Raw genomic sequence first — 15,821 nt, 5'->3', positions numbered from 1 at the left:
AGAGATAAAAATATACCGTTTTTGTGCTTCAGTTGAACATAAAGATTTTCGTTCTTGAGCGGACGTTTAAAACAAATCCAATCGCTATCATGTATGTGAGTAAGGAGCTTCCTCCGTAGCTCATAAGGGGTAGTGTGATGCCTGTAATAGGTAGTAATCCGATTGTCATCCCGATATTTTGAAATACTTGAAAAGTAAACATTCCGATTGTACCAGCGCAGATGTAACTACCGAAAGGGTCATTACTTTCTATAGCGATATGAATCATGCGGAAAATAAGTAGGAAAAAAAGTGCAATAATGACGCTTGCGCCTAAAAATCCGAATTGCTCAGCGACATTCGTGAAAATAAAATCTGTATGTGGTTCTGGAAAGTATACTTGTCCATTTTCCCAACCTTTTCCTTGCATTTCTCCTGATCCGGTAGCTAAGAAAGCTTGTCTTAATTGATAGCCTTGCGCATCATATTTGTATGGCGCTAACCAGCCGTAGAAGCGATTTAGTTGATATTCTTGTAAAATGTGTGCTTTAAAGAATTTTGTATGAGTGAAAAAAATATACGTTAATGTAAAGCCAGCTACAAAGATACCGGAAACTAACCCGAAAATAAAACGCCAACGTATACCAGAAACTAATATCATTGCTGCAAGCATAGCTGAAATTACCATTGTGTTTCCTAAATCAGGTTCCTTTGCAATCAGTAGTAATGGCGGCAAACTTGTTGCGCATATTTTTCCGAGTAATAGAAAATCATCGTGTATTGTTCGGTAAAAATATTTCTCATTATGATTAGCTATAATTCGTCCGATGACGATAATTAAAAACAATTTCATAATTTCGGAAGGCTGGAAATTTCCGATGCCTGGGAGCCTGTACCAAGCGGTCGCACCTTTAATTGTAACGGCACCTGGTACTTGAAATTCTAGTCCAATAAGTAGTACCAATGCAAAGCTATATAAATACCAAGCAATTTTTTGATAACGATCGAAATCGATAATCATAATCATACCAATGGCAATGAATCCAATGAAGTACCACTGGATTTGCTTTAATACAAAATTTACATTTTGCAAAAATGGTGGTAAAGAGGCTTGTGCACTTGCAATTGCAAAGCAACTAACAATCCCAATGGCAAATAAAATGAATAGCAATACGTAGTCTATTTGATATTGAGAATTTGAATCTTTCAATGTGTGTATTCCTTTCTATCGCCTAGTAAGTATATGGATCATGTCATGATAAAAATAATATACAAGCAGACTATGCATACATTTATTCCACTATTTGTGGGAAGTCATACATCACACGGAAGGAGTAGTGCCTGCCGTGTGATGGACTATATGGCACGGAGTTCTTTTGTAATGATATTTAAACAATGGGAGAGACGGGCATGTGTATCGGAAGTTGGAATGAGATTTGGGAATAATTTGTAAAAATTCGCGGCATCATCGTGCCATTTGCAAGCTTTTAACAGACTCGATTTATAATGGGTGCTATCTTGTAAGAAACCATATTTTTTGGAGGTTAAAACGAGATGTGAAAAATCTTCACAACCTTCAAGGAATTTGTGATGTACTTGCTGTCCCTTATGAAGGCGGAATGAACTTAAGGGCTCAGTTATATACATCGCATCACCTTTTGACAGTAAACTGATCCAAGAGGCCATATCAACACTACAACCATATTTTCTACCATTTAAAGTGCCGAAAGGTTCTGCTAATAGATGTTTTCGAAAGAGTACCGTCGTAGGTTCACCAATAATGTTTTGTCCCAGTATAAGCATATGGTTTCCAAAATCTTCCCCGTTTAATAAAGTATCTTCATCATATAATTTTTTCATGGAGGGATGTTGTTCAATTATCTCTCCATCATCATTAATCCAAGTACGATAAGATGTAATAAGTGCGAGATTTTGATCTAAGTCTTTTTGGAAATAAAACATCATTTTTTCAATTTTATTATTATAAAATATATCATCGTCCATTAAGAAATTTATGTACTCTCCATTTGATTGTTCTAAAAGCATAAGGGCGTTATGAAATTGTCCTAAAGTAGAGGGGTTTCGAATGTACGTTATATGTTTATGCTTATGTAAATAATCTCTGTATATTAATTTTTCTGTTTCATTATTTGTGCTATCGTCTCCTACAATAATTTCAATATTTGAATACGTTTGTGCTAATGCACTTTCTAGAGCAATTTTAAAATAATGTGGCCGATTATAGGTAGGAATAAGGATGGAAACGAGAGGTACATTTTTTATATTTTCCATATACAACTACCTTTCAGAAATTTTCTGTGTAAGAATCATATCTTGATAACTTGTGTGTTCAGTTCTGCCACACCATGAACCATAATGAGGAGGAGTCTGCATTTCTAGCCCATATTTATTTAATAGAGTACGAATATCTTCCTCAGGATAGGCAACTGCGAAATTCGGGATATCTTTATTTAGAACATAACAATTGTCAATTTGATGGTAAAAACCTAACGGACTTAGTCCTGCATTTAAGTAATAAGAAGATTCAGGATTAATTAAAAAGAAAGTAATAAAACATCTCCCATCTTTTTTCAGAACTCGTGCAATCTCGCGTACGTAATGTTCTAATTCTTTCGGAAGGAGATGGGTAAATACAGACGTTAAAAAAATAAAATCGAATGATTCATCTTCATATGGAAACTTGTATTGGGAAGCATCTTCTTTTCCATCGGGATTGTAGAATTGGTTATATATATCGACATGTTCAAAATGGAAATTGTTACGGCGTGTTGAAATGTTATTTTTGCACCATGTAATTCCCTTATTAAATAAGTCAAATCCATAATAAGTACCATCATCGCTTAAATAGTTCATTAATGGAACCGCCATCCGGCCGATACCACAGCCTACATCTAACACTGTTTCATTTGATTTTAAATTGCCAATTTCAATAAAATACTGCAAAAATTCTTTTCCAACTTCTTCAAAGTCACCACCTACATATTGAACGAGTTCTGGGGGGGGAATTAATGTGATTTTTTTCTCATTTTCGTTCATACCTTCACTCCGTCCTTGTAGTAAAGTAAGAGATTTTTATTGCATATATAAGTTAAACATTTATAGTGAGGGGAACTTTACACGATTGCTTCTTATGAATCAGTAGTGTGATAGAACCCCCAAAAAAGAATAAAATTGTATTCTATTCTTTTCGCCAATAAATACCGAAATCATCAATTTGAGTCATAGGAGTTTTTATGTTTCTTTCACTTCTGAAATCTGTTACAGCTTCTGCGCATGTTATCAATCCATAATCATCAATAATAATAAAGCCACCTGTTGAAACTTTATCGTATAAATTTACAAGGCTATCCATCGTTGATTCATACATATCACCATCAAGGCGAGCAATTGCAATTTTTTCTACCGGTGCTGAAGGCAATGTATCTTTAAACCACCCCTTTAAAAACTTCACCTGATCATTTAATAAATCATATTTTCTAAAGTTTTCTTGCACTGTTTCTAAAGAAACTCGTAAGTAATCGAATGTGTGTAAATAATCACCGTAATCTTTCGGATATTGTTCTAAGTTAGGTGCGGGCAGACCTTCAAACGAATCGGCAACCCATACAGTACGATCCTTAATGTTGTTTGCTTGTAAAAACCCATTCATAAAAATACATGATCCTCCGCGCCATACACCAGTTTCAATAAAATCGCCTTCTATATTTTCCCTGACTACAGTTTCCATCGCTTCTTGTAATTGATTCATACGTTTTCGACCAACCATACTGTGTGCAGCTCTTGGCCAATCCTTGCCACCTTGACGCTCATTGTTTGAAACATTAGGATTAACGATTTTTAAATTGTGATTTTCTACATACTGCTTAAGAAATAAAGGAAGTGGAACCGTAACTGGTTCATATGATAGTTCTTTAGATATATGTAACGAAGCAGGTAAGTATGGTTCGTATTCTAACCATATTTCAAATAAAATTGTTTTCTTTAATAACTCAAGATAAAGCTGGACAGCCGATTTATTTTCCATATAAGTGCCTCCTGAAGAATGTCATACAACATTATGACTATGTAGAAAAGAAGGATTTAATGATTGAATTTACCAATGAAAAAGCAGTAAAACTGATATCAGTTTTACTGCTAAGTAAAAAAATTAAGCGATTTTTTCAATAATAATAGATGCATTTGTACCAAGAGCTAATGATAGCCCAAGCCCTGTAACGATTACTTCAACTAATGATGGAGTTGTCGTAATTTGCGTAATTGCTTGAACAACGATAGGTGCTCCAACTGAGATTAAAGTAGCCCCAGTACCTGGTACAGGTAATCCATTCACTTGAATTGTAAGGCCACCTAATACACTTACTGCTGCAGTATATACGATAACAGTAATTTTATAGAATCCAGTTTCACTAATTACGAAAGTATCAGGATCTAATTGAGAAATTGCTGTACCAAACTGAGATCCGACAGTATTAAATGGTACTGGAGCATTAAGTCCAAGATCCAAAGAAATCCCAGCGGAGTTAAATGCATACAATCCTGCTGGAAGTCCTAGCCCTGATGGTCCAGTCGGTCCAGTTGGCCCAGTCGGTCCGGTAGCCCCAGTCGGTCCAGTAGCACCAGTGTCACCAGTTGGCCCAGTCGATCCAGTAGCACCAGTGTCACCAGTTGGCCCAGTCGTACCAGTTGTACCAGTTGTACCAGTTGGCCCAGTTGGTCCAGTCGTACCAGTTGTACCAGTTGGCCCAGTCGGTCCAGTAGCACCAGTGTCACCAGTTGGTCCAGTTGTACCAGTTGTACCAGTTGGCCCAGTCGGTCCAGTCGGTCCAGTTGGCCCAGTTGGCCCAGTTGGCCCAGTTGGTACAGTTGGCCCAGTCGGCCCAGTTGGTCCAGTCGGTCCAGTTGGCCCAGTCGGAAGGGTAAACGGTGGTATTGGTGGTAATGTTGGTCCTACAAGATTAGGGTCAAATGCACTAGCTGATAAAGATTCATCGGGATTCAATCCATCTGAATAATTATTATTTGACATAAATTCACCTCCATAAAGCGTTCATTATATAGTAGATGCAAAACCGAAAGAAAATGACACGGACATTTGAATTATTGAAAAGAAATCTTAAACTGCTTGTGCAAGTTAAAAAAGTGGAAAGTTTATTGTATGTATAACATATGATTGATTTGGAAGAGGGTGATTATGTTGAACAAGCAAGGAATTACAATTAGTTTATGTATGATTGTTCGAGATGAGGAAGATACAATAGGTCGATGTTTAGATGCAGTCGAAAAAATTGTTGATGAAATTATTATAGTTGATACAGGTTCCATTGATCGAACGAAAGAAATTGTAGCTCAATATACCTCTAACATATATGACTTTCCATGGATTAATGATTTTGCAGCAGCAAGAAATTTTTCTTTTTCAAAAGCAACGCAAGAGTATATATTGTGGCTAGATGCAGATGACGTATTATTAGAAGATGCTCAAGAAGCATTGAAACTTTTAAAAAGAGAATTAGATCCTAAAATTGATGCTGTTTCGATGCCTTATCATCTTGCATTGGATTCTAGCGGGAAACCTTTATATTGTACAAAAAGAAATCGACTTGTAAAGCGTGAAAAACAATTTCAATGGTTTGGAAAGGTTCATGAGTATTTAGCTATTTCTGGTGAAACTTTTAGTAGTAATGTTGCTATTACACATAAAAAAGAAAAAAAGGTAACAAATCGTAATTTGAAAATTTTTCAAAATGCTGTAGCTGCAGGAGAAGAATTGAGTCCGAGAGATTTATTTTATTACGCTAATGAATCTATGGATAACCAAAAATATGATGATGCAGTTATGCTATATGAAACATTTCTTAATCAAGATGAAGGATGGTATGAAGAGAAAATTTATGCATGTGGTAAGTTAGGAGATTGCTATGCAAAGCTTGGATCATGGGAAAAGGCAATTGAATCTTGCGTGAAGTCGTTTCGATATGATGTTCCTAGAGGGGAGAATTGTACAAGAATAGGATATATATATATGGAACAACAAAAATATAACGAAGCGATATTTTGGTTTAAACTTGCAACGGAAGTACCAATGGCGACGGAGAGTCCGTTTCATAGTCCAGCGAGCTACACATGGCTTCCCTATTTACAAATGTGTATTTGTTATAGCAAGTTAGGAGATCAAGACAAAGCTTATTATTACAACGAATTAGCGGCTGCTTATGTTCCAAATAATGCTGCAATCGAATATAACCGCAAATATTTTCGGAGTGTTTTTGATAAACAATATAAATCGTTATAGGCAGCTTTTTTTAGAAATGGCTCATCGCGATTCTAACTCTAATAGATTGGCTATATAGTAAAGTATCGGCAATGTAACTAGTACAGGTTACATTTATAGACTTTAAATGAGATTTATATTTCAAATTCAATTTGCATAAGGAGTGTGTAAAATGAATTCCCCAAAAAATTCTTTATACGAAGAAAAGTCTGGGCATTATTATAATGCAGTGAATCCGAATGTATTAAAGCATATAAAAAAGGAATGGAAAGAAGTTCTTGATATCGGTTGCTCGAGTGGTGCATTGGGAGCTGCCATAAAAGAAAATGGCACACGTGTATCTGGAATTGAGGCATTCCCAGAGGCGGCAGAACAAGCAAAAGAAAAACTAGATCATGTCGTTTTAGGCGATATAGAAACAATGGATATGCCGTACGAGGAGGAGCAATTTGATTGCGTTATATTTGGTGACGTATTAGAGCATTTATTTGATCCTTGGGCCGTAATAGAAAAAGTAAAGCCATATATAAAAGAAAATGGTGTGATTTTAGCAAGTATACCAAACGTTGCTCACATTTCAGTATTAGCGCCGTTACTTGCTGGAAATTGGACGTATACAGAATATGGCTTATTAGATAAAACACATATTCGTTTCTTTACATTTAATGAAATGCTCCGAATGTTTTTAAAAGCAGGCTATTCGATTAGTAAAGTAGATCGTGTATATATTGATCATAAATTGTACGAACCACTTATTGAGGAATTATATGGAATTTGTAAGAAATATCGTCTTGGAAGTGGCTTCATGGCTGAGACGGTCGTATTTCAGTATATTATTGAAGCAGAAAAATCACAGTTATGAGTGCTGCTGAAAAAACAATATTATTTGTTACATGTATGAATGATCGGAAAATGTATGCACAGTGCGTACGACATATATTGAGCTTAGCGGTGCCTCCAGGGTATACTGTACAATTTATGCCAATTCGGAATGCGAAAAGTATGACGAGCGGATATAATCAAGCGATTTCGCATCCAGCGAAATATAAAGTATATATACACCAAGATGTTTTCATTATGAATGTGGCATTTTTATACGGATTACTTCAATTATTTAACGAACATGAACATCTTGGAATGATTGGAATGATTGGAGCCCAATATGTTCCTCCAAACGGGATATGGAATGAAGGCAAGGGGGTTGTTGGGAAAGTAATTGGTTATATGAACGATTTATTTTATATGGCAACTCAAGAACAGCCGTACCATGATTCAAAAACATTTATGCCGGTGGAATGTATTGATGGTTTATTGATGGCCACGCAGTATGATATTCCGTGGCGAGAAGACTTGTTTGATGGATTTGACTATTATGATGTATCTCAGTCATTTGAATTTAGAAAAGCTGGCTATACAGTTGGGGTTCCTGTACAGCGTGATGCGTGGTGCATTCACTATCACATTGATGTGAATATGACCAATTATGACAAGTATAGAAAGATATTTGTGGAGAACTATATGTCAGATGTAAATCAAGACGAATAGAGGGGCTACAAAATGAAGGATCGTACAATATTAGTTGTTGTTTGTGTAAATAATGAAGAGCTATTTGAACAATGCGAGAGACAAATAAGAAATCTTTTTGTTCCCCCTGATTATGTCGTACAAATTTTTCCGATACGAGATGCGAAGAGTATGGCGAGTGCATATAACCGAGCACTTTCATATCCAGCGAAGTATAAGGTTTATATACATCAGGACACTTATCTTATTAATCGAGAGATGTTTTATACACTTATTTCCCTTTTTAAAGATAATGAAAAGCTCGGCTTAATTGGAGTAGCTGGAGCACAATTTTTACCGAGTAACGGGATATGGTGGGAAGGGAAAAATTTAGTAGGGAAAGTGATTGAGTATAGAAGACGGAATTATCAATTATTAAATTTGGATCAGGAATTTTATGGAAGACAATCTTTTATGTCGGTGCAGGCAATTGATGGCTTATTCATGGCAACGCAATATGATATTCCGTGGCGAGAAGATTTGTTTCAAGGGTTCCACTTTTATGATGTGTCGCAGTCTTTAGAATTTCAAAGGGCTGGTTATTTAATTGGTATCCCTAATCAAGCAAATTTATGGTGTATTCACTACAACGGGGATGAGTTTGATGCGGATACATATGAGAAGGATCGGAAAGTGTTTGTAGAACATTACAAAGATATATTATCTCCATCATAAGGGAGAGATGCAGGGTGAAAGGAATTATTTTAGCAGGTGGAACTGGGTCGAGATTATATCCCATAACGAAAGTAACGAATAAACATTTGCTTCCTGTTGGACGTTATCCAATGATTTATCATGCGGTATATAAGCTAAAACAATGCGAGATTACAGATATTATGATTATTACAGGTAAAGAGCATATGGGAGATGTTGTTAGCTTTTTAGGAAGCGGTCAAGAGTTTGGCGTGTCCTTTACGTATCGTGTGCAAGATAAGGCTGGCGGAATTGCACAAGCATTAGGGCTTTGTGAAGATTTCGTTGGGAATGATCGCATGGTAGTTATATTAGGAGATAATATCTTTTCTGATGATATTCGTTCGTATGTTGAAGAGTTTGCAAATCAAAAAGAGGGTGCGAAAGTACTGCTGCAATCTGTAGATGATCCGGAGAGATTTGGCGTAGCGCATATTCAAAACGACAAAATAATTGAAATTGAAGAAAAGCCGAAAGAGCCGAAAAGTTCCTATGCAGTCACAGGAATTTATTTGTATGATCCGAAAGTCTTTTCTTATATAAAAGAATTAAAACCTTCCGCAAGGGGAGAACTTGAAATTACAGATATTAATAATTGGTATTTAAAACGAGGGGTACTTACTTATAATGAAATGAGCGGTTGGTGGACTGATGCAGGAACTCATGCTTCTCTTCAAAGGGCGAATACGTTAGCACGGGATATAAACTTTGGTAAACAGTTTAACGGAGAATAGGTGAGAAGATGAAAGTTATAGAAACAAACTTTACCGACGCAAAATTGTTAGAACCGAGGTTATTTGGAGATGGGCGTGGATTTTTTACTGAAAGTTATAATAAGAAGGTGCTAGAAACATTAGGGATTATGTATTCATTTGTACAGGATAATGTTTCATATTCAGCGGAAGCGGGAACGATTCGGGGATTACACTTTCAAAAAAATCCGAAGGCACAAACGAAACTTATTCAAGTTATGCAAGGGGCAATCTATGACGTTATCGTCGATTTGCGAAAAGATTCCCCAACGTTTAAACAATGGAGAGGATATATTTTAAGCGCGGATAATCATCGGCAATTATTAGTGCCAAAAGGATTTGCGCACGGTTTTTGTACACTTGTCCCGCATACGATTGTTATGTATAAAGTAGATGAGTATTATAGTGCTAATCATGACTCAGGGGTACTTTGGAATGATAAAGACTTAGCAATTCCATGGCCGGTAACAAGCCCTATTTTGTCTGATAAAGATCGAATATTACCATCGCTTCAGGAATGTGAAGATAGTTTTTGAGTAGGAGAGTTGTGTATGAATATATTAGTAACAGGTGGGGCCGGATTTATTGGAAGTAATTTTGTGCGTTATATGTTACAAAGCTATGAAACATATAAAATTATTAATTTCGATGCATTAACATATAGTGGAAACTTAAATAATGTAAAGTCTATTCAAGATCATCCGAATTACTATTTTGTAAAAGGTGAAATTCAAAATGGAGAGCTGCTGGAGCATGTTATTCAGGAACGTGATGTGCAAGTAATTGTCAATTTCGCAGCTGAATCACATGTGGACCGTAGTATTGAAAATCCGATCCCTTTTTATGATACAAATATAATTGGGACAGTCACCTTATTAGAATTAGTAAAAAAATATCCGCATATTAAACTCGTGCAAGTATCAACGGATGAGGTGTATGGCTCTTTAGGAAAAACAGGGCGATTTACCGAGGAAACCCCGTTAGCTCCAAATAGTCCATATTCTTCAAGCAAAGCGAGCGCCGATATGATAGCTTTATCTTATTATAAAACATATCAATTACCAGTTATCGTAACGCGTTGTTCCAATAACTACGGGCCGTATCAATATCCTGAAAAATTAATTCCGTTAATGGTTACGAATGCGCTGGAAGGAAAAAAATTACCGTTATATGGTGATGGATTAAATGTAAGAGATTGGTTACATGTAACGGATCATTGTAGTGCGATTGATGTTGTATTGCATAAGGGACGTATAGGAGAAGTATATAATATAGGTGGAAATAATGAAAAAACAAATGTAGATGTTGTGGAACAAATTATTACTCTCTTAGGAAAAACGGAAAAGGATATTGAATATGTGACAGACCGTTTAGGACACGACCGCCGTTATGCGATTGATGCAGAGAAAATGAAGAATGAATTTGATTGGGAACCGAAGTATACGTTTGAGCAAGGGTTACAAGAAACGGTGCAATGGTATGAGAAGAATGAGGAATGGTGGAAACCATTAAAAAAGTAAGGGGCATATAAATGAGAGAACGGATTATCATAACAGGAGCAAATGGTCAATTGGGAAAGCAACTACAAGAAGAGTTAAATCCTGAAGAATATGACATATATCCATTTGATAAAAAGTTACTAGATATAACAAATATATCCAAAGTGCAGCAAGTAGTACAAGAAATAAGGCCACATATCATTATTCATTGTGCAGCGTATACGAAGGTTGATCAAGCTGAGAAAGAACGAGATCTTGCTTATAGAATAAATGCAATAGGGGCTCGAAATGTAGCAGTTGCCTCACAATTAGTGGGAGCGAAGTTAGTTTATATTAGTACGGATTATGTATTTCAAGGTGATAGACCGGAAGGGTACGATGAATTTCATAATCCGGCGCCGATAAATATATACGGGGCTTCTAAATATGCGGGAGAGCAGTTCGTCAAAGAGTTACATAATAAATACTTTATCGTTCGTACATCGTGGTTATATGGTAAGTATGGAAATAATTTTGTGAAAACGATGATGCGATTAGGGAAAGAAAGAGAAGAAGTATCTGTTGTAGCGGATCAAATCGGTTCTCCTACGTATGTGGCGGATTTAAATGTAATGATTAATAAGCTCATTCATACTTCTGTATACGGTACGTATCACGTATCGAATAGAGGATCATGTTCTTGGTTTGAATTTGCAAAGAAAATATTTTCGTATGCAAATATGAAAGTGGATGTATTACCGGTGTCAACTGAAGAATTTGGAGCGGCGGCAGCGAGACCAAAATATTCTATTTTCCAACATAACATGCTACGATTAAATGGTTTTTTACAAATGCCTTCTTGGGAAGAAGGATTAGAGCGTTTTTTTATAGAAACAAAAAGTCATTAACATTTTAAGTTAATGACTTTTTTGTTTGCCTTTAAGAGGTTTTATGTTACTATAATTATAGTATCAGGTACTAATAACAAGTATAAGTATTTCTGGGAGGATATATCATGGAACTATTACAAGGGAAAACATTTGTTGTTATGGGCGTTGCGAACCAAAGAAGTATTGCATGGGGAATTGCTCGCTCTTTGCATAATGCAGGTGCAAAATTAATCTTCACATATGCAGGAGAACGTTTAGAGAGAAACGTTCGTGAATTAGCGGATACATTAGAAGGACAAGAATCACTTGTATTACCTTGTGATGTAACAAATGATGAAGAACTTACAGCTTGTTTTGAAACAATCAAGCAAGAAGTTGGTACAATTCACGGTGTAGCGCACTGTATTGCTTTTGCAAATCGTGACGACTTAAAAGGTGAATTTGTAGATACTTCTCGCGACGGATTTTTACTTGCACAAAATATTAGTGCATTCTCTTTAACAGCTGTAGCAAGAGAAGCGAAGAAAGTAATGACAGAAGGCGGAAATATTTTAACGTTAACATATCTTGGCGGCGAGCGCGTTGTGAAAAACTATAACGTTATGGGTGTTGCGAAAGCTTCATTAGAAGCGAGCGTGAAATATTTAGCGAACGATTTAGGTCAACATGGCATTCGCGTTAACGCTATTTCTGCAGGTCCAATTCGTACGTTATCTGCAAAAGGTGTAGGCGACTTTAACTCAATCTTAAGAGAAATTGAGGAGCGCGCACCACTTCGTCGTACAACAACTCCAGAAGAAGTTGGGGATACGGCAGTATTCTTATTCAGTGATTTAGCACGCGGCGTAACAGGAGAAAACATTCACGTTGATTCAGGGTATCATATCCTAGGATAATTATAATATTAAATGTTAAAGGACAATCTCTACATGTTGAGATTGTCCTTTTTATTTGTTCTTGGAAAGAACGATTTTTAACGAAAGTTCTTACCATGTGATGAATATAACTATAGTAGTACACGATTTATCCAGCTACGTATGGAAGTGGGAGGGACGAGTGTGAAGAATAAAAATAAAAGTTCAACAGTTGGAAAACCGTTGTTATATATTGCGCAAGTAAGTTTGGAACTTGCTGCACCGAAAATAAAAAGAATTATTTTAACAAACTTTGAAAATGAGGATCGAAAAGAGGAAAGTAATAGAAACGAAAATGTTGTAAGTAGTGCTGTGGAAGAGGTCATAGAACAAGAACAGGAACAACAAGAGGAGCAGCAAGTGGAAGGGAAAATAGAAGAAGAGGAACAAGTACAAGAACAGCAAGAGCCAGTGAGAACTGTTCCATATAATAAATCATTTAAGGATATGAATAACGAAGAGAGAATTCATTTTTTATTAAATCGCCCTCATTATATTCCGAAAGTAAGGTGCAGAATAAAAACAGCTACAGTTTCATATGTTGGATCAATCATATCGTATCGTAATGGAATTGTAGCGATTATGCCACCAAATAGCATGCGAGATATTAAGTTGTCTATAGATGATATACAATCAATTAGTATGGCTGGCTTTTAAATATGTAAAGGTGGTAGAAATCTTCTACCACCCCAATAGTTTTTTAGTTTACTTCACTTATTAGATAGAAACGTCGCGTAAGCACTGGATAGCACAGAAACAGCTTAAATCAACAGTAAGGCAAGTGTTAGTTGATACTAATCTTGCATTTGGTACAGCTAAAAACGTACAAATTGGATTATCACCAGGTGGTACAGGAGAACCGTCACCTAATACAACAGTTAATACACGTAGCACAGCACAGCTATCATCATCTACACTTTCCACACGGAAAATTGGAGATTGGCAGCTAACAAGGCTTGCAGATGGTGCAAATGCTTCAAATGCTGTTCCAGCTTTTGTGTATAAAATAAAAGGGCGTGTATTTGCTACTGAAGCACTATTGTGTGCCCCTAAAAATGGGATTTCACAACCAGATCCACACGTTGTTGTAGAACAATCTTGTAATTCATTGATGAATTTTACAACGTCAACTACACAATGAGAAGAGCCATGGTGTTTATTTTCGTTACAACTCATTAATGTCACTCCTTATCTTCTTGTTTGTATTTACATTAATAAGATATTGGAGTCGAGGAGATTTGGTCACAATCTCAAGACCTTTTTTTTTAAATAGGCGAAAGAAGATAAGGGAAGGTGGAATCATGCTGTTTACAAGTTGGCTTTTATTTTTTATTTTCGCGTTAGCGGCTTTTAGGCTCACCCGTTTAATTGTTTATGATAAAATTACAGCTTTTTTGCGAAGACCGTTTATTGACGAATTAGAGATTACAGAGCCGGATGGAAGTGTATCAACTTTTACAAAAGTAAAAGGTAAAGGATTAAGAAAGTGGATTGGCGAATTATTAAGCTGTTATTGGTGTACAGGTGTATGGGTTAGTGCTTTTTTATTAGTGTTATATAATTGGATCCCTATCGTTGCAGAACCGTTACTTGCGTTATTAGCTATTGCAGGAGCAGCAGCAATCATTGAAACGATTACAGGATATTTTATGGGAGAATAATATATTTTCATACTAAGAGAAAAAGCGGAGTTTAAAAGAATGAGGGAACGGAAATAAAGAGTTGTTCATATAGTAAATAGACAGAATTGACAGTAGAGGAGATGTTTGCTGTGAGCAATAATCCAAGGCAAAATTCATATGACCTGCAGCAATGGTATAACATACAGCAACAGCACTATGCACAACAACAGGCATATCAAGAACAATTGCAACAACAAGGATTTGTGAAGAAAAAAGGATGCAATTGTGGGAAAAAGAAGAATACAATAAAACACTATGAAGAATGAAACACTCATGCTACTGTGAGTGTTTTTTATTATACATATAAAAAGCGGTATTTCAATGAAGAAATACCGCTTTTTACTAACCAATTTGTGAAACTGTTAATGCTGCAGCACGGATGTCTACAGTTCCAATTAACTCAACTGGTACAATTTGAATTAAGTCACCAGGGTTTAAGTTAATAAGAATAACACCACTGGATACGTCTACTTCACCAGTACCAATAACGTTAGAACGAACCGCTGTACCTGATCCAGGAATAATGTTAGCCGGTGTACCTAATGATAAGAAGAAACGACCAGCTTCTGGTGCAGTAGGTACATTATCAAGACTAATTGTTAATGTATAACTGATTTGATAAATACCAGCTCGTAGAATTCGAATGCCATCTCCGACACTTACTGTATCATTTATTACAGGAACAGGAATATTTGGGTTTGGACTTACGCTAGGTAATAGTAGTGGTGTAAATAATGAAGCGAACTGAGGTGCAGACGCGTTGAAAGCAAAACCGAAGGCAGGTAGTGTACTAGCTGGTTTCGCCTCACAATCGATTTTTGTAAATTCGCAATCAGAAGAGAACATGTTTTTCACTCCTTTATCTGTTTCTACTTTCAGTTAATGAAAAGGACAGGTTCTATGTTCTAGACAAGTTCCCAATTTTAAGAAATTTACATAATAATACTCGTTAAGCATGGATTGGGTGGCAGATAATTCTGCCACCCAATCCATGCTTAACTCATTATTTAGTTTTAAATCGTAACATCACGTAAGCATTGAATAGCACAGAAGCAACTTAAATCAACAGTAAGACAAGTGTTGGTCGATATTAATCTTGCATTTGGTACAGCCAAGAACGTACAGATTGGATCGTCACCAGGTGGTACAGGAGAAGTATCACCTAATACTACAGTTAATACACGCAATACAGCGCAATCATCATCATCTATACTCTCGACACGGAAAATTGGAGATTGGCAGCTAGAAAGGCTTGCAGATGGCGCGAATGCTTCAAATGGTGTTCCGGCTTTTGTGTATAAAATAAAAGGACGTGTATTTGCTACTGATGCGCTATTATGTGCTCCTAGAAAGGGGACTTCACAACCAGATCCGCATGTTGTTGTTGCACATTCTTGTAGTTCATGTATAAAACGAACGACATTAGATACACAGTTGAAATCAAAATCATGTTGATGATCTTCGTTACAATTGCAGCTCATTATGTTCACTCCTTCTCGTGAGTTCTGACATACACTATTACAATATGAGTGGGATATGGCTGATATTACGTTAATTCTTATGATAAAAAGAGGGAAT

The 15,821-nt window shown here is 36.3% G+C and carries 20 protein-coding genes; 12 read left to right on the top strand and 8 right to left on the bottom strand.

Going from position 1 to position 15,821, the window contains the following annotated elements; all coding sequences use genetic code 11:
• Positions 1-28 precede the first annotated feature (28 nt).
• The 5 genes from ACTFRS_RS18180 to ACTFRS_RS18160 all read right to left on the bottom strand — a co-directional run bounded on the left by ACTFRS_RS18180 (position 29) and on the right by ACTFRS_RS18160 (position 5,026).
• Positions 29-1,189, bottom strand: a complete 1,161-nt coding sequence (locus ACTFRS_RS18180; protein WP_139868667.1) for an FtsW/RodA/SpoVE family cell cycle protein — start codon at positions 1,187-1,189, stop codon at positions 29-31.
• A gap of 146 nt (positions 1,190-1,335) precedes the next feature.
• Positions 1,336-2,271: a glycosyltransferase family 2 protein gene (locus ACTFRS_RS18175; RefSeq protein ID WP_439195278.1), complete on the bottom strand. Its 936-nt coding sequence runs from the start codon at positions 2,269-2,271 to the stop codon at positions 1,336-1,338.
• 6 nt (positions 2,272-2,277) lie between these two features.
• On the bottom strand, positions 2,278-3,036 hold the full coding sequence (locus tag ACTFRS_RS18170) for a class I SAM-dependent methyltransferase (RefSeq protein ID WP_139868663.1): 759 nt from the start codon (positions 3,034-3,036) through the stop codon (positions 2,278-2,280).
• A 142-nt stretch (positions 3,037-3,178) separates the two neighbouring features.
• Complete coding sequence (locus ACTFRS_RS18165) at positions 3,179-4,024, bottom strand: TylF/MycF family methyltransferase (protein ID WP_000428859.1); 846 nt, start codon at positions 4,022-4,024, stop codon at positions 3,179-3,181.
• A gap of 123 nt (positions 4,025-4,147) precedes the next feature.
• Positions 4,148-5,026, bottom strand: a complete 879-nt coding sequence (locus tag ACTFRS_RS18160; RefSeq protein WP_440023492.1) for a BclA C-terminal domain-containing protein — start codon at positions 5,024-5,026, stop codon at positions 4,148-4,150.
• 165 nt (positions 5,027-5,191) lie between these two features.
• On the opposite strand from ACTFRS_RS18160, the gene ACTFRS_RS18155 reads away from it, so the two are divergent.
• The 10 genes from ACTFRS_RS18155 (at position 5,192) to ACTFRS_RS18110 (ending at position 13,218) form a co-directional block, all read left to right on the top strand.
• On the top strand, positions 5,192-6,292 hold the full coding sequence (locus ACTFRS_RS18155) for a glycosyltransferase (protein WP_000932900.1): 1,101 nt from the start codon (positions 5,192-5,194) through the stop codon (positions 6,290-6,292).
• Positions 6,293-6,443: 151 nt separating this feature from the next.
• Positions 6,444-7,133 (top strand): class I SAM-dependent methyltransferase, encoded by a 690-nt coding sequence (locus tag ACTFRS_RS18150; RefSeq protein WP_242269969.1) that lies wholly within the window; start codon positions 6,444-6,446, stop codon positions 7,131-7,133.
• Positions 7,130-7,816, top strand: coding sequence for a glycosyltransferase family protein (locus ACTFRS_RS18145; RefSeq protein ID WP_139869776.1), 687 nt, complete (start codon positions 7,130-7,132; stop codon positions 7,814-7,816). Before ACTFRS_RS18150 ends, ACTFRS_RS18145 begins: the two co-directional genes overlap by 4 nt.
• A gap of 12 nt (positions 7,817-7,828) precedes the next feature.
• Positions 7,829-8,509 carry a glycosyltransferase family protein gene (locus ACTFRS_RS18140; protein WP_139869775.1) on the top strand — a complete coding sequence of 227 codons (681 nt, stop codon included), beginning with the start codon at positions 7,829-7,831 and terminating at the stop codon, positions 8,507-8,509.
• A gap of 14 nt (positions 8,510-8,523) precedes the next feature.
• Positions 8,524-9,261 (top strand): sugar phosphate nucleotidyltransferase, encoded by a 738-nt coding sequence (locus ACTFRS_RS18135; RefSeq protein ID WP_139869774.1) that lies wholly within the window; start codon positions 8,524-8,526, stop codon positions 9,259-9,261.
• Between the two features lie 8 nt (positions 9,262-9,269).
• On the top strand, positions 9,270-9,815 hold the full coding sequence (gene rfbC, locus ACTFRS_RS18130) for a dTDP-4-dehydrorhamnose 3,5-epimerase (RefSeq protein ID WP_139869773.1): 546 nt from the start codon (positions 9,270-9,272) through the stop codon (positions 9,813-9,815).
• Between the two features lie 15 nt (positions 9,816-9,830).
• On the top strand, positions 9,831-10,799 hold the full coding sequence (rfbB, locus tag ACTFRS_RS18125) for a dTDP-glucose 4,6-dehydratase (RefSeq protein WP_139869772.1): 969 nt from the start codon (positions 9,831-9,833) through the stop codon (positions 10,797-10,799).
• Between the two features lie 11 nt (positions 10,800-10,810).
• Positions 10,811-11,665 (top strand): dTDP-4-dehydrorhamnose reductase, encoded by an 855-nt coding sequence (gene rfbD / locus ACTFRS_RS18120; protein ID WP_016716883.1) that lies wholly within the window; start codon positions 10,811-10,813, stop codon positions 11,663-11,665.
• Between the two features lie 107 nt (positions 11,666-11,772).
• Positions 11,773-12,543 carry an enoyl-ACP reductase FabI gene (fabI, locus tag ACTFRS_RS18115; protein WP_000421885.1) on the top strand — a complete coding sequence of 257 codons (771 nt, stop codon included), beginning with the start codon at positions 11,773-11,775 and terminating at the stop codon, positions 12,541-12,543.
• A gap of 141 nt (positions 12,544-12,684) precedes the next feature.
• On the top strand, positions 12,685-13,218 hold the full coding sequence (locus ACTFRS_RS18110) for a spore coat CotO family protein (RefSeq protein ID WP_074614861.1): 534 nt from the start codon (positions 12,685-12,687) through the stop codon (positions 13,216-13,218).
• A gap of 60 nt (positions 13,219-13,278) precedes the next feature.
• On the opposite strand, the gene exsY is transcribed toward ACTFRS_RS18110, so the two are convergent.
• Entirely contained in the window at positions 13,279-13,737 is a 459-nt protein-coding gene (exsY, locus tag ACTFRS_RS18105) for an exosporium assembly protein ExsY (RefSeq protein ID WP_001277726.1), read from the bottom strand.
• 125 nt (positions 13,738-13,862) lie between these two features.
• Between exsY and ACTFRS_RS18100 the strand changes: the two genes are divergently transcribed.
• Both ACTFRS_RS18100 and ACTFRS_RS18095 read left to right on the top strand, forming a co-directional pair.
• Positions 13,863-14,222, top strand: a complete 360-nt coding sequence (locus tag ACTFRS_RS18100) for a DUF1360 domain-containing protein (RefSeq protein WP_000899662.1) — start codon at positions 13,863-13,865, stop codon at positions 14,220-14,222.
• A 101-nt stretch (positions 14,223-14,323) separates the two neighbouring features.
• The gene (locus tag ACTFRS_RS18095; RefSeq protein ID WP_002194706.1) at positions 14,324-14,509 is read left to right on the top strand and encodes a hypothetical protein; all 186 of its coding nucleotides are present in this window, start codon (positions 14,324-14,326) and stop codon (positions 14,507-14,509) included.
• Between the two features lie 76 nt (positions 14,510-14,585).
• Here the strand turns inward: ACTFRS_RS18095 and exsF are convergent, their stop codons facing one another.
• Together exsF and cotY are read right to left on the bottom strand one after the other, a co-directional pair.
• A complete protein-coding gene (gene exsF / locus ACTFRS_RS18090; protein ID WP_000492932.1) occupies positions 14,586-15,089 on the bottom strand; it encodes an exosporium protein ExsF in 504 nt (167 codons plus the stop codon).
• Between the two features lie 167 nt (positions 15,090-15,256).
• Positions 15,257-15,724 carry a spore coat protein CotY gene (gene cotY / locus ACTFRS_RS18085; protein ID WP_001277715.1) on the bottom strand — a complete coding sequence of 156 codons (468 nt, stop codon included), beginning with the start codon at positions 15,722-15,724 and terminating at the stop codon, positions 15,257-15,259.
• Between the last annotated feature and the right edge of the window lie 97 nt (positions 15,725-15,821).

It is taken from the genome of Bacillus cereus group sp. MYBK139-1, from assembly GCF_051916915.1.
Taxonomy (GTDB): Bacteria; Bacillota; Bacilli; order Bacillales; family Bacillaceae_G; genus Bacillus_A; species Bacillus_A pacificus.
This window is presented reverse-complemented; position numbering and strand designations above follow the sequence as displayed.

Coding starts and splice junctions, on each gene's coding strand:
- rfbB (WP_139869772.1), top strand. CDS start 9,831: ATGAATATATTAGTAACAGGTGGGGCCGGATTTATTGGAAGTAATTTT.
- rfbD (WP_016716883.1), top strand. CDS start 10,811: ATGAGAGAACGGATTATCATAACAGGAGCAAATGGTCAATTGGGAAAG.
- ACTFRS_RS18145 (WP_139869776.1), top strand. CDS start 7,130: ATGAGTGCTGCTGAAAAAACAATATTATTTGTTACATGTATGAATGAT.
- ACTFRS_RS18100 (WP_000899662.1), top strand. CDS start 13,863: ATGCTGTTTACAAGTTGGCTTTTATTTTTTATTTTCGCGTTAGCGGCT.
- fabI (WP_000421885.1), top strand. CDS start 11,773: ATGGAACTATTACAAGGGAAAACATTTGTTGTTATGGGCGTTGCGAAC.
- ACTFRS_RS18150 (WP_242269969.1), top strand. CDS start 6,444: ATGAATTCCCCAAAAAATTCTTTATACGAAGAAAAGTCTGGGCATTAT.
- ACTFRS_RS18160 (WP_440023492.1), bottom strand. CDS start 5,026: ATGTCAAATAATAATTATTCAGATGGATTGAATCCCGATGAATCTTTA.
- ACTFRS_RS18110 (WP_074614861.1), top strand. CDS start 12,685: ATGGAAGTGGGAGGGACGAGTGTGAAGAATAAAAATAAAAGTTCAACA.
- ACTFRS_RS18170 (WP_139868663.1), bottom strand. CDS start 3,036: ATGAACGAAAATGAGAAAAAAATCACATTAATTCCCCCCCCAGAACTC.
- ACTFRS_RS18140 (WP_139869775.1), top strand. CDS start 7,829: ATGAAGGATCGTACAATATTAGTTGTTGTTTGTGTAAATAATGAAGAG.
- exsY (WP_001277726.1), bottom strand. CDS start 13,737: ATGAGTTGTAACGAAAATAAACACCATGGCTCTTCTCATTGTGTAGTT.
- ACTFRS_RS18175 (WP_439195278.1), bottom strand. CDS start 2,271: ATGGAAAATATAAAAAATGTACCTCTCGTTTCCATCCTTATTCCTACC.
- rfbC (WP_139869773.1), top strand. CDS start 9,270: ATGAAAGTTATAGAAACAAACTTTACCGACGCAAAATTGTTAGAACCG.
- ACTFRS_RS18155 (WP_000932900.1), top strand. CDS start 5,192: ATGTTGAACAAGCAAGGAATTACAATTAGTTTATGTATGATTGTTCGA.
- ACTFRS_RS18095 (WP_002194706.1), top strand. CDS start 14,324: ATGTTTGCTGTGAGCAATAATCCAAGGCAAAATTCATATGACCTGCAG.
- ACTFRS_RS18165 (WP_000428859.1), bottom strand. CDS start 4,024: ATGGAAAATAAATCGGCTGTCCAGCTTTATCTTGAGTTATTAAAGAAA.
- exsF (WP_000492932.1), bottom strand. CDS start 15,089: ATGTTCTCTTCTGATTGCGAATTTACAAAAATCGATTGTGAGGCGAAA.
- cotY (WP_001277715.1), bottom strand. CDS start 15,724: ATGAGCTGCAATTGTAACGAAGATCATCAACATGATTTTGATTTCAAC.